At 35.8% G+C, this 13424-nt stretch carries 11 protein-coding genes; 7 read left to right on the plus strand and 4 right to left on the minus strand.

Going from position 1 to position 13424, the window contains the following annotated elements; translation table 11 throughout:
* Window positions 1–9 precede the first annotated feature (9 nt).
* The 3 genes from G9F74_RS26305 to hemL all read right to left on the minus strand — a co-directional run bounded on the left by G9F74_RS26305 (window position 10) and on the right by hemL (window position 7446).
* Window positions 10–1098 (minus strand): aromatic acid exporter family protein, encoded by a 1089-nt coding sequence (locus tag G9F74_RS26305; RefSeq protein ID WP_000765783.1) that lies wholly within the window; start codon window positions 1096–1098, stop codon window positions 10–12.
* 414 nt (window positions 1099–1512) lie between these two features.
* Complete coding sequence (locus tag G9F74_RS26310) at window positions 1513–5949, minus strand: glutamate synthase-related protein (RefSeq protein ID WP_016107479.1); 4437 nt, start codon at window positions 5947–5949, stop codon at window positions 1513–1515.
* A 198-nt stretch (window positions 5950–6147) separates the two neighbouring features.
* Window positions 6148–7446, minus strand: a complete 1299-nt coding sequence (gene hemL, locus G9F74_RS26315; protein ID WP_001011872.1) for a glutamate-1-semialdehyde-2,1-aminomutase — start codon at window positions 7444–7446, stop codon at window positions 6148–6150.
* A gap of 127 nt (window positions 7447–7573) precedes the next feature.
* On the opposite strand from hemL, the gene G9F74_RS26320 reads away from it, so the two are divergent.
* From G9F74_RS26320 to G9F74_RS26350, 7 genes are all read left to right on the plus strand, one after another.
* Complete coding sequence (locus tag G9F74_RS26320) at window positions 7574–8587, plus strand: ABC transporter ATP-binding protein (RefSeq protein WP_000843664.1); 1014 nt, start codon at window positions 7574–7576, stop codon at window positions 8585–8587.
* A complete protein-coding gene (locus G9F74_RS26325) occupies window positions 8580–9371 on the plus strand; it encodes an ABC transporter permease (protein ID WP_016107480.1) in 792 nt (263 codons plus the stop codon). Before G9F74_RS26320 ends, G9F74_RS26325 begins: the two co-directional genes overlap by 8 nt.
* 4 nt (window positions 9372–9375) lie before the next feature.
* Window positions 9376–10161, plus strand: coding sequence for an ABC transporter permease (locus G9F74_RS26330; protein ID WP_000965746.1), 786 nt, complete (start codon window positions 9376–9378; stop codon window positions 10159–10161).
* A 72-nt stretch (window positions 10162–10233) separates the two neighbouring features.
* A complete protein-coding gene (locus tag G9F74_RS26335) occupies window positions 10234–10638 on the plus strand; it encodes a potassium channel family protein (protein WP_000964354.1) in 405 nt (134 codons plus the stop codon).
* 44 nt (window positions 10639–10682) lie between these two features.
* Window positions 10683–11138 carry a thioredoxin-dependent thiol peroxidase gene (gene bcp, locus G9F74_RS26340; protein ID WP_000633719.1) on the plus strand — a complete coding sequence of 152 codons (456 nt, stop codon included), beginning with the start codon at window positions 10683–10685 and terminating at the stop codon, window positions 11136–11138.
* 298 nt (window positions 11139–11436) lie between these two features.
* Window positions 11437–11865 (plus strand): peroxide-responsive transcriptional repressor PerR, encoded by a 429-nt coding sequence (gene perR / locus G9F74_RS26345; RefSeq protein WP_000237831.1) that lies wholly within the window; start codon window positions 11437–11439, stop codon window positions 11863–11865.
* A 191-nt stretch (window positions 11866–12056) separates the two neighbouring features.
* The gene (locus G9F74_RS26350) at window positions 12057–12476 is read left to right on the plus strand and encodes a GNAT family N-acetyltransferase (protein ID WP_016107481.1); all 420 of its coding nucleotides are present in this window, start codon (window positions 12057–12059) and stop codon (window positions 12474–12476) included.
* 195 nt (window positions 12477–12671) lie between these two features.
* Here G9F74_RS26350 and G9F74_RS26355 read toward each other — a convergent pair whose 3' ends face one another.
* Window positions 12672–13028 (minus strand): YgzB family protein, encoded by a 357-nt coding sequence (locus G9F74_RS26355; RefSeq protein WP_000025051.1) that lies wholly within the window; start codon window positions 13026–13028, stop codon window positions 12672–12674.
* Between the last annotated feature and the right edge of the window lie 396 nt (window positions 13029–13424).

A 13424-nucleotide genomic window follows, 5' to 3' on the forward strand; every position in this document is an offset into this window, starting at 1 on the left:
AGCTGTTTTTTATTCGTCTTCTTTTTTATCGTCGATTTGGAGTTCTGTTTCTGGTTTATGGTATGTGTAGAAGCTATCCACAAGTAAATCTAAATGCTCTACTTCTTCACTATAATTAATAATTGAAGAAATAAGAGGGAATAGATGTAACCATGTTTTATATGCTTCCTCATCATCTTTGTTTTGATACTCCATAAAGATATCAATTAATTCTTGCTTACCTGTTTCAACTTCATCAAGCATCTCAACGGATTGTTGTTTCTTTGCTTTACCAATAAATTTTAATAAAACTTGTTCATGATAATGCGTTAATGAGTCAAGTTCGTTTTGAATAGATTCCTGAAATTCTTCTGGCATATAGCGCAGTTCATTTTCAGTGCGATGTAATGATTTTAACGTACTTAAAGCACGGCTTGTCGTCGCTAACATTTGTCTGAATAAAACGAGCTTACGAATTTTTGCGAACTGTACTTTTTTCGTGTAGCTTCTTTCTTCTTTATACAGCAAATAGTAATGGTTTAGTTTGATCATTTTTTCTTTCATACGATCAATATCAGTTTTTAACGTTGTAAAGTCAGAAGCTTGCCTGCTATTCATTCGAATCCATTTCACAATTTCCTCTGTATTATCAACGATACGATGATAAAGCTTTGTTTCGTATTTTGGCGGCATAAACACTAAATTTACAACTGAAGCCGCAATAATTCCGATCATAATCGTCGCAAAGCGAAGTAAGGCAAAACTAAAGAAATCTTCGCCTTGATACTCCATAATGGCGATAACTGTTACTAAAGCAATTGATATTGTGTTTTCTAATCGTAATTGTAATGTAAGAGCAATTACTAATATACATGTTAATCCAATAATAAAAGGATTATGTCCAAAAGCAGTAGCAAATACGATAGCGAATACCGCACCAATTACGTTTGCTTGAATTTGTTCAAGTGCAGTTAAATACGAACGATATACAGACGGTTGAACAGCGAATATAGCTGAGATTCCCGCAAATACCGGACTCGGTAAGTGAAGTAAAATACAAGCAAATAAAGCTAATGTAATGGCAATACCCGTTTTTAAAATGCGAGCACCAAGTTTCATACCCTTAATAAGATCCTTTCTCTTGTCATAATGAATGTACAACATGATACTATACATTCATTACAATATGTTAGCAAGTGATATTTTAGTGATATAAAAAAAGAAATTAAGATTCATTTATCCCGCTATTTGCGGGCAGTAGAACTCCTACCTCAAAGTTCGGCTAGAGCAAAGGAGTTAGGTGGGAGTCGGGCTGCCCGTAAATGCCCGATTGGTGTGGGCTCATAATCAGTGGGGGATGAACAAAACCACCATTGATTAAAGTTTCACTTTATAATTTTTTCCTAATTCTTTTTAAACATTAATTTTTAGTAAAAAAACCTGCTGAATTTCAGCAGGTTTCAAATTGTTACTATAGATTACTATGAGAAGTATACTTCGTCAATTTTTTATTGAAAATAAAAATGGTATATATCACTCAGTTGAGATAGATGGATCAGCCTGCTCCTTTTTCGGGATAATTTCAAAAAATTGCTGCTGCATATCATCTAGTAACGGGGTTAACAAAGCAACTTCCTCATATTGCTCATGCTCATTTAATACACGAATATAATCTAGCAATAGTTCAGTTACATCTTGCACACCATTTTTACTAATTGATTGTAATGTAACATTTGCACCTTTTGCGATTCTTCTTTTTAAGGCTTTTTCTGTTAAACCTAAGTTTGAATCATGACGTAAATAAACAACACCACCAGTCATACCAGCACAGATCCATGGACCAGGATCTCCTAAAACAAGAGCCCGCCCATTTGTCATATATTCAAAAGCGAAACCTTTAATATTCGAGTATGATCCTATATTTCCTTGCTCTTTTTCACGGAGTGGTTTTGTCATTCTCCCTCCAATTATCATGTCTGCTCCAGAAAGGCGAATACCAGCACGAGCGTCGGCATTACCTTGCACGTATAATGCACCTTTTTGTGCACCATATCCAAATCCTTTTCCGACAGACCCATTATAATATGTTCCATTTTTACCTTTTGCTTTCGTTATATAAATGCCACCGCCAAATGAAGTTTTGCCAATGCCATCTTGTGCGCCGCCATTTACGTGTATAAATAAGTTTTCACTATTGTAAGCACCTAATCCATTTCCAGGAACAGAGCCATTTGTATACTTTAATGTAAGTGGTTCAAGCTTTGTATCTTCATATAATTTACTACGAACGCGATAACAAGATTCTAAACCGCCCATAACTCGTTGTTCTACGCCAACTCCTACTAATTCTTTTGAGTGAGGAGAATGCACTGTTTCAAATTGTTTTTCTTCCACAGATACTCTTGTTGTAACAGTTGAATTTTCTATCGTTTGTAGTAAATTACATAACTCTAACAAATCTTGACCTCGAACTTGTTCTAATAAATCGGAACGCCCGACAATTTCTTGTAAATTTGTATAACCGAGTTGCCCTGTTAACCGTTTTAATTCTAAACCGAAAGTGGTGAATAAATTTAATAGGCCAGCAACTGCGCTTTCTAATTCGCGCGGGACGAAGCGGCGTAATCCGTGTTCTTTCGCTTGTGCTTCAGATTCAATTTGTGTTGCAATTCCAACGTGGCAAGTATCTAGATGACAACCACGGCAAGTTGTACAGCCGATGGCAATCATTGATAATGTACCAAACCCAATACGGTTTGCTCCAAGAAGCATGATTTTTAAGGCATCATTTACACTTCGAATACCACCATCTGCCCAAATTTCTACTTTATGTCTCATACCTGCTTCTAGTAGAGCGTTGTGAGCAGCTTTAACACCGATTTCTACTGGAAGACCTACATGTTGTAATGCATGAATACGTGCAGCCCCTGTTCCGCCGTCAAATCCGCTAATGTTAATAAAATCAGCGCCAGCTTTAGCGATACCGACAGCAATTGTTCCAATGTTAGGAACGACAGGGACTTTTACGGCTACTTTTGCAAGTTGATTAGCCGTTTTAATTTCTGTAATCATTTGAGCTAAATCTTCAATCGAATAAATATCATGGTTGTTAGAAGGCGAAATTAAATCTGATCCAATTGTAGCGTTACGTGCCTCAGCAATTTTTGCGGTTACTTTAGAACCTGGTAAATGTCCGCCTTCGCCAGGTTTTGCGCCTTGACCGATTTTTATTTCAATTAAATTTGATGAATTTAGTAGTTCAGCGTTTACTCCAAATCGGCCAGATGCAACTTGTTGTCCACGTGTATTTGGGTATTTGCCAATCATATCTTTAATTTCGCCGCCTTCACCGTTCAAACTAATCATATTTAGCTGATCGGCAGCTTCTGCATATGCACGAAAGGCAATTTCATTTTGAGAACCGAATGACATGGAACTAATAATAAACGGTAAATCATGATTTTGAATGCTAATAGACACTTCTTCAGCCGGAACGACATGCTTTGTTTGTTTCGTTTGAACAAGGTGTCTGATTGCAATCGGATTATTGTCTTCTAATTCACTTAACTTTTCGCGGTAATCATCATAAGAATTTCCTTTTGCAACATCACCAATTGCTTTCCAAATCCGTGGGAATATATGAAATGATTTTCGCATTCTAATTTTAGGGTTGTTATAATCATTTGCCCGCGATTTCGCATCTTTAGCAAGCGATTCAAGTGAAAAAGCTAAATCATTTGAACCGAAGAAATTCGTAATTTGTAATATATTTGCGATTTCCTCATGTAATCCGATAGAGGAATAGAGGCGGCCGTAACCACGTAACTCATGAATTCCAATTGTTGAAATGACTTTCTCTAGTCCTTTATTAAGTGCATTATACAGATTCATAATTGGTGTTTTTGATCCATCATTTACGGTCGCGAACAATAAATATGGATTAATACTGTCTGCTCCTAATCCATATAGTGTGACGATATCGTGTAAGGAACGAAGGGCACCAGAACGTATAACGAGAGAACAGTTTCTGCGTAATTTATTTTCACTTAATACTTGATGTACTTTAGCGGTAACTAAATGTGGATCCATCCATAACTGTTCATTTAGATGAGCTTTTGCGTCATCTAATAATAGTAGGGAAGCACCATTGTTAACGGCAGCTATCGCTTCGGAACTAATTCGATTTAATGCGCATTGTAAAGTTTCTAACGGACTGAAGGTGGCAGAAATTGTAGCGATAGAACTATGTGTAACGAACAACTGTATAAGTTGTTCGTACGTAATTGTGTGCAATTCCTCTGCGATAGATTGTGCAACACTTCCTTCTAAAATAATTGGTGAAAGCATCTCAACTACAAATGGCTGTTTAGCGCCGCTTAATAAACTTGGACGCTCTCCAAGTATCGTCCGTGTGGAGAAGTGTTCGACCTCTCGATCGCGATCGATTGCTGGATTTGTAACAACGGCTACACTTTCCTTAATAAAGTCAGCAATATTTCGTCTATCCGTATCGAGTGCAGCAAGTGGCGAGTCATGACCAAGTGACCGAATTGGCTCAACTCCTTTTGTTGCCATCTGTTCAAGGAGCTGAATATGCTCTCGATCCCACCCGAAAGAAACGTACTGTTTCGTTTCAACTTGAACAGAATCACATAATCCTTGGATTTCTTTCGCTTCAGGGATAGATAAGTTTAAATGATAATTGTTAACATCGATTCGTTTTTGGAAACGATTATATACTTCAATTTGGTATTTGTCGTATTCATAAAGAACAAGTTCATCTTGTTCATTCCATTTTAATCCGACCTTTTCTCCAGGAGCGAGTGGTTTCGGTTCTTCTACATATTCGGTTGGTGATACAACTCCAGGTTCAGAAGAGAAAATATAAGAGCTTTCTGTTTCTACTTTCCATACTGGTCGTAGGCCAAGGGAATCGACGCTGAATACAGCTTCATCTTTATAGCGTGAAATAATGCCAGCTGGTCCTTGTGCGAAATGTCCCCAAGCTTCTCTTATATAAGTGTATAAGTTTTGTAAGTTTGTTTCGTATAGTTTTATTTCATTAATAATTGGTGGGAATAGTATATCCATCGCTTCAAATAAGCTGTAGTTATATTGAACAAGAAGAGTCTCTAAGGTGCGGTTTAAATCTTGGGAGTCACTTCCCCCTGCCGTTAGTGGTACATGAATCATTTCGGCTTGATCACGTAATTTGGCAATTGTATTAATTTCACCATTATGTCCGAGAATGCTAAATGGTTGTACACGAAAAAAATTAGATAATGTATTAGTAGAATAGCGATTATGTCCTAATGTCATAGTTGAAGCGATAAGTGGGTGTTGTAAATCGTTGTAATAGGCAACAAGTGTATCTCCAGCACCTAGAACTTTATATACAACATGATCACGACTTAATGAAGCAACGTGAATCGCTTCGTTTTCCTCTATTTTTATCGTTACAGCAAATAATGTTTGCTCAATACTTTTAACTTCATTTTCAGCGATAAGGGCAACTTGCCAAAATAAAGGTTCTTCCTGTTTACCAAGTGGACCGAGTGCATCGGAATTTATTACATCATCACTTTCGAAAATAATAGTAAAGTTTTCATTGTTTAATTGCGTACGAATGTAATTTTTTAAGTCAACAATATTTTCTTTTTTGTTTAGAAAAAAATGTCCAACGATAAAGTGGGGATGATCCACAATCGTTGGATTATATCCGCTACTTTTCAATTTTTCGTTCCAAAGTACTTTTGGTAAATCAATATGGATTCCAATACCATCGCCTTCGCCATTGATGAAACCAGCTCTATGGTTCATTTTGATTAGTGATTGTATACAAAGGTCGATATTTTCTTTTGTAGGAATTTTTCTTTTTTCCATAACGGAAACGATTCCACACGCATCATGTTCTGCATTTTTATAATCTCGAAATAAAGACGGTGTCCATGTATTTTTTTTATTGAGCATCCGTCAATCCCCCCTCTTTTAAAAGATTGAATAATCTTACTATTTAAGGTGTAAATCACCTTGTACACAGAGATAATAACGATCTAAAAGAATATAAAACAGATAATTATGAATAATTATACTATTAATGCGGGATTTATGAAATAGAAAAAAGGAAAAAAGAAAGGTAACCTTTCTTTTTTCCTTGTAATGACAGTATTATTTATTGTCTGCTAAAGCAGCAAATGCTCTTCCAACAGCTTCGATTGTATATTCGATATCTTCTTGTGTATGTTCTGTCGTTAAGAACCATGCTTCATATTTAGATGGTGCTAAATTAATACCTTCTTGGAGCATAAGTTTGAAGAATCTACCGAACATTTCACCATCTGTATTTTTGGCTGCATCGTAATCTTCAATTGTATTTGTCGTGAAGTATACAGTTAATGCACCCTTTAGGCGGTTTACTGTAATATCGATATTATGTTTTGTAGCTTGCTCTAAAATTCCTTTTTCAAGCATTGCGCCAAGTTCATCTAATTTCTCGTATACGCCTTCTTGTTGAAGAACTTCTAGACAAGCGATACCAGATGCCATAGAAGCAGGATTTCCTGCCATTGTACCAGCTTGATATGCAGGTCCAAGCGGGGCAACTTGTTCCATAATTTCTTTCTTACCACCGTAAGCGCCAATTGGAAGTCCGCCGCCGATAACTTTACCAAGTGCAGTTAAGTCTGGTGTTACGCCAAGTAAGTCTTGAGCACCACCGTACATAAAGCGGAAAGCAGTAATAACTTCATCATAAATTACTAATGCACCAGCTTCATGGACAAGCTCATTTACTTTCTCAAGGAATCCAGGTTTAGGCTCTACAATACCGAAGTTTCCAACGATTGGCTCTACAAGGATAGCTGCTACTTCATGTCCCCATTTATCTAACGCTTCTTTTAAAGTTTCTACATTATTAAAGGGAACGGTAATAACCTCTTGTGCAATACTTTGTGGCACACCAGCTGAATCAGGAGTTCCAAGAGTAGAAGGGCCAGAACCAGCTGCTACAAGTACTAAATCGGAATGACCGTGGTAACAACCAGCAAATTTCATAATTTTTGTGCGACCAGTGTAAGCGCGGGCAACACGAATGGTTGTCATAACGGATTCTGTACCAGAGTTTACGAAGCGGACTTTATCTAATGCAGGCATTGCTTCTTTTAACATTTTTGCAAATTTTACTTCTAGTGCTGTTGGCGTTCCGTATAGTACACCATTTTCAGCAGCTGTTGTAATTGCTTTTGTTATATGGGGGTGAGCATGTCCAGTAATAATAGGACCGTATGCTGCTAAATAATCGATATATTTATTTCCATCTACATCCCAGAAATAAGCACCTTTTCCACGTTCCATTGCAACGGGAGAACCGCCTCCAACTGCTTTGAAAGAACGAGAAGGACTATTAACACCACCAACGATATGTTCTAAAGCTTCTTTATGTAATGCTTCTGATTTCGTGAAATTCACTACAATTCATCTCCTTACAAAAATCTATGTATTATTCTAACATGTTTTTAGAAAAGACGTATTGTTTGTGATAGAAGGAGCAGTTGGGTAAACTATTCGTTGTGACATTTAGGAAGGGGGTCCGATTATGAAATCGGTAATTGAGGTACAAGGGTTACGTAAAGAGTTTACAGCCTATTCAAGTCGTCCGGGATTAAAGGGTGCATTTCGCGATTTATTAAATCGTAATTATAAAATAGTACCAGCAGTAAATGATGTGTCTTTTACTGTGAAGCAAGGTGAAATGGTTGGTTATATTGGTGAGAATGGTGCTGGTAAATCAACGACGATTAAAATGCTTACAGGGATTTTGACTCCGACTTCAGGGCAAATCACGGTGAACGGAATGAATCCACATAAACAAAGAGAAGAATTTGTGAGAACAATTGGTGTTGTTTTTGGTCAGCGCTCTCAGCTTTGGTGGGATATTGCGGTACAAGAATCGTTTCGTTTATTGAAGAAAGTGTACGGTGTTTCAGACACTCAGTATAAGGAACATATGGAGCACGTAATCGAAACGTTAGATATTGGTCCTTTATTAGATAAGCCTGTCCGAAAGTTATCTCTTGGCCAAAGGATGCGCTGTGAATTAGCGGCAGCATTAATTCATAATCCACCGTTACTATTTTTAGATGAGCCAACAATAGGGCTAGATGTTCTTGTGAAATTGAAAATACGTGAATTCTTAAAAGAGATGAATGAACGTTATAAAACAACAATTTTATTAACAACACATGATATTACTGACATTGAAGCTTTATGTGAGCGCGTTATCATGCTGGATGAAGGAAATATTATGTATGACGGTTCTTTAAATAACCTTCGCACACAGTGGGGAGCAGAGAAGGAAATCCATTTTCAATTTGTCGCTCCAGTTTCTTATCAGATGTTATCGATGGTTATGCCAGATAGTCAAGTCGTTTGGTCAAAAGCGAAAGAGGAAAATGCGTGGGTTGCAAAAATACCGAATGAAGAAATTATTATTTCAATGCTTATTTCTAAAGTAGTACAAGCTTTTCAAATTAAAGATTTAAAAATTAACGAAGTGTCTACAGAGGAAATAATTCGTAACATTTATGAAGAAGGTATTAAGCATGGGTAAGTATATTGAAATGATTCGCATTCGCTTTTTAATGATGCTTGCTTATCGTACAAATTATTACAGCGGGATTTTAATTTATACGATTAATATCGGTGCGTATTATTTTTTATGGCAAGCGATTTATAGCGGGAAAGAGAATATTGAAAGTTTATCTATTTCGCAAATGACTACGTATATTGCGATCGCATGGATGGCACGTGCTTTTTATTTCAATAATATAGATAGAGAAATTGCGATGGAGATTCAAGAAGGGCGTGTGGCGGTAGAACTAATTCGTCCATATAACTATTTAGGAATGAAAGTTATGCAAGGTCTTGGCGAAGGGATATTTCGTTTTGCGTTCTTTTCAATCCCAGGTATGGTCATCGTTACTTTGTTATTTTCATTACAAATTACAACGAATTTTCAAACGTGGTTATATTTCTTCTTATCGTTAATATTTAGCTTTATCATTAATACACAAATAAACTTAATGACGGGAATGCTTACATTCTTCTTATTTAATAATAGTGGAATTATGTATGCAAAACGTGTTGTGATTGATTTATTTTCTGGTTTATTATTACCGATTAGTTTTTATCCATTATGGGCCCAAAAAGCAATGGTGTTTTTACCGTTTCAAGCAATTAGTTATATTCCGAGTATGATTTTCTCTGAAGGTATACAGGGAAGTGAGTTATATGAAGCTTTGTTATTTCAAGTAATTTGGGTAATTATACTTATTATTCCAATTGTACTCATGTGGAAAACGGCGAGAAAACGTCTAATTGTACAAGGGGGATGATAGGATGCTATATATAAAATTATTTTTGCAATACGCAAGCCAATATATAAAAACTAAATTAGAGTATCGAGGCGATTTTATCGTCGGATTACTTTCGGATTTATCACTACAAGCGGTTAATTTAATCTTTATTCTCGTAGTATTTGGGCATACACAAGCATTAAAAGGATGGAGCCGAGAAGAAGTCATCTTTATTTATGGTTTCTTTTTAGTACCGTTTGCCATTTTTTCAGCATTCTTTAACATATGGGACTTTAATGATCGTTACATTATTAAAGGTGAAATGGATCGTGTATTGACGAGACCAATTCATAGCTTATTTCAAATTATATTAGAAAGAATGGAACTTGAATCTTTAATTGGAGCGGTTACAGGAATTATTGTAATGGGATACGCAGCAGTGGAACTAAATTTATCCTTTTACTGGTATGATTTCTTCCTATTCTTACTGATGGTAGGAGGAGGAGCGCTTGTGTATGGCGGGATATTTGTTACGCTTGCGAGCCTTGGTTTTTGGTCGGATGCGAAAAGTTCCATTATGCCGCTTATGTATAACATAGGTAATTATGGCCGCTATCCTGTTAATATTTATAACCGTGTAATTCGTTTCATTTTAACGTTTGTTTTACCATTTGCATTTGTTGGAGTATACCCAGCGGCGTACTTCTTAAGAAAAACAGAGTGGAATAGCTATGCATTTGCAACGCCAATTGTTGGTGTCATTTGCTTTACTATTGCAATTACTCTCTGGAATCAAGGGGTAAAACGATATCGTGGTGCGGGGAATTAATTATAGAAGCTTGTTCGTTTCAAAGGGATAAATCAGCCGCCCATTTCATACATATAAAATGAGGTGGAGGACATGTTATGGGGATTTATTCTATTAATTGCAGCAGTAGCTATTTTAAGAAGTGTCCAATTATTATGGAGTTCGTATTCAGATTCAAAACGTTTCTTTTCGTTATATAATTTAGCCTCGTTATTTTTAATTTATACAACAGTACTGATTGCATTTGGATTAAGTTATGTTGTATTAGAGGAAATGGGTTTTACAGTTTTGAAAGAAGATGGTGAAAGGTTGACCGCTCATTCTTTTCAGCTTGTTGAAATTTGTTTATATTTTAGTGCAGTCACTTTATTGTCCGTTGGATATGGTGATATAGCTCCGATTGGAATAGGGAGATGGATTGCAATCGGAGAAGCACTAATTGGATATACATTACCGTTTGCTTTTGTGATGAGGTCTGTAATAGACAATGAAAAATAAGATCGCATTTGATATAGTAAAAGAAACAATAAGGAGTGATAATAATGATTACAGTAGGAGAAATGGCACCGGAATTCACGTTAGAAGGAAGTAACGGAGAACAAGTTCGCTTAGCTGACTTTCGCGGGAAAAATGTAGTTCTATATTTTTATCCGAAAGATATGACTCCAGGGTGTACAACAGAAGCATGCGATTTTCGTGATGCATATGGATTATTTCAAGAGAAGGATACGGTTATTCTTGGTGTAAGCCCTGACTCAGCGAATAGACATTTGAAATTCATTGAGAAGCATGAACTTCCATTTACACTTTTAGTAGATGAAGATCATAAAGTGGCAGAATTGTACGATGTTTGGAAATTGAAAAAGAACTTCGGGAAAGAGTATATGGGAATCGAACGCTCGACATTTCTTATTAATAAAGACGGTGAACTTGTAAAAGAGTGGCGTAAGGTAAAAGTAAAAGGGCATACCGAGGACGTTCTTTCTTATATAAAGTAAACCTATAGTGGAGGTAAAATATATAGAAGTAAGGCAAGTGTCTATACATATTTTATCGTCTTACATAAAGTGGAAGTGTAGGGCATACCTCCTCAGATGATAGTATTCCAAGTGCGATTATGTCGCACTTTTTTCTATGTAAATGTATAGAAACTGGGGAAAGATACATAAGAATAAGGCTATATACAAAAATAAACCACATACTTATAGTAGAAATATTGACGATTTATAAGAAAAGGAGTACACTCTTTATAAGAATTATAAAATAATAATCCGTATAGAATCGGGGTGCATGACGGTGGTCAAAGAAGAATTAAAAGAAGCGCTAGAAATGCTGAAAAATACGGGTGTACGCATTACTCCACAGCGTCATGCTATTTTAGAGTACCTTGTGGAATCTATGACGCACCCAACAGCGGATGACATTTATAAAGCATTAGAAGGTAAGTTTCCAAATATGAGTGTTGCAACTGTTTATAATAACTTACGTGTATTTAAAGAAGTTGGACTTGTAAAGGAATTAACTTATGGAGACGCTTCAAGTAGATTTGATTATGTTACAAGTCAACATTATCATGTGATTTGTGAAAAATGTGGTAAGATTGTTGATTTTCCTTATGGAGGATTGGAACAGCTTGAAGAGGAAGCTGCGAAAACGACAGGCTTCGTTATTAATAGTCATCGCTTAGAAATTTATGGCGTTTGTCCAGAGTGTCATAAGGCGTAATATATAATAAAAAAAGAGGCTGACGGTTACGTCAGCCTCTTTTTTTATTATATAAAGGTATCTTATGTTTATTTGGAATTTCAGCGTTAAGTGGAAAGGCCCATGAGAGCAAGTTAAGTTAGTAAGAGGGTTAGATAAAACTGCGTCGAATAGATTTTATGTAGTGAAAATAACATCTTGGGGGATGCGCTTTGAAAACATATGAGATTAAAAATAACATTCCAACATTGGAAGAATACAAGTATTTATGTGACTCTGTCGGGTGGACTAATTATATGAATTTTGAAGTGGTGGAAACATCACTTCAAAATTCTATTTACTGCGTCACAGTCAATGATAATAATCGAATTGTGGGTATGGGGAGAATTGTTGGTGATGGGGCTATCTATTTCTATATTCAAGATATAGTGGTTCATCCAGATTATCAAAAGAATGGTATTGGAAAGAAAATAATGAGTGCTTTAGTTGAATACTTAAATCAGACTGCACCGGATAAAGCGTTTGTTGGTTTGTTTGCATCAGAAGGTAAAACGTCATTCTATGAAAAATATAATTTTAAAGATTACTCACCCAACATGACGGGGATGTTTACTGTAATATCGAGAAAATAGACATAATAAATTTTAGAAGAAGACAGTAAGCGATATGAAAGGCATCGTTTTTCCAATAGCCTTTTTCCTTATTAAACTAACGGGAACTTCAGTTTAATAAGGAAAAATTAAAAAGTCGATTTCTTGGTTAAGAAATCGACTTTTTAATGAGTTGAAACTTCTTTAGATTTGTAAATAGAACTGTACCCTATATCCCTATAATTTATAGCTCTTCTTATTATATTTCTCATCAAATTCTTTTCCTTCTAGATTTCGATCAAGTGTTAAAGGTTGATTGCAATGCATACATGCGTCGACACGACCGAGCATTTTTGTTGGTTTATCGCAGCTTGGACAAATGATTTGTATAGTCTTTGTAGATAACATACCAATCCAAAAGTAAACGACAGTACTAGCGATAACAGCTAAAAAACCAACCATCATAAATGTTGTCATAATAATAATGTTGTCGCGGAAAAAGACACCTAAGTATGCAATGAAGAGGCCGATAAATACTAAACTTAATGCAAAGGTCCGAATTTTATTGATTTTGTTTGAATATTTAATGCTCATTCTCACCACACTCCTATAATAATAATATAACACAAAATTTAGAATCTTCATTCGCTGGAGATTATGTTAAAGCGATAAGATATGAAATAAGGAGGAATGAAGAACAAACGGAAATAATGATGGTTATCAAAGGTTTTTTAACTCCTTAACGGGATGTGAAATTTTTTTATAAAAAGTATTGACCCCATATATACTGCGTGATATATTAATAAACGTCGCTGATGCGAAAACGCAGAAAACGACAAGAAAGAAATTGAAAAACTTAGTTGACATCGAAAAACGAAAATGTTAACATAAGGAAGTCGCAAATGAGCGACCGAGTAGTTCTTTGAAAACTGAACGAAACAAACAACGTGAAACGTCAATTTTTATTTTTAGATGCTAGACAAACTAACT

Source organism: Bacillus sp. EKM202B, assembly GCF_011066025.1.
GTDB lineage: Bacteria > Bacillota > Bacilli > Bacillales > Bacillaceae_G > Bacillus_A > Bacillus_A toyonensis.

Bases quoted from the DNA above. Each gene is read 5' to 3' on its own strand.
- G9F74_RS26305 (WP_000765783.1), bottom strand. From the start codon at position 1,098: ATGAAACTTGGTGCTCGCATTTTAAAAACGGGTATTGCCATTACATTA.
- G9F74_RS26310 (WP_016107479.1), bottom strand. From the start codon at position 5,949: ATGCTCAATAAAAAAAATACATGGACACCGTCTTTATTTCGAGATTAT.
- G9F74_RS26320 (WP_000843664.1), top strand. From the start codon at position 7,574: ATGAAATCGGTAATTGAGGTACAAGGGTTACGTAAAGAGTTTACAGCC.
- G9F74_RS26325 (WP_016107480.1), top strand. From the start codon at position 8,580: ATGGGTAAGTATATTGAAATGATTCGCATTCGCTTTTTAATGATGCTT.
- G9F74_RS26330 (WP_000965746.1), top strand. From the start codon at position 9,376: ATGCTATATATAAAATTATTTTTGCAATACGCAAGCCAATATATAAAA.
- G9F74_RS26335 (WP_000964354.1), top strand. From the start codon at position 10,234: ATGTTATGGGGATTTATTCTATTAATTGCAGCAGTAGCTATTTTAAGA.
- bcp (WP_000633719.1), top strand. From the start codon at position 10,683: ATGATTACAGTAGGAGAAATGGCACCGGAATTCACGTTAGAAGGAAGT.
- G9F74_RS26355 (WP_000025051.1), bottom strand. From the start codon at position 13,028: ATGAGCATTAAATATTCAAACAAAATCAATAAAATTCGGACCTTTGCA.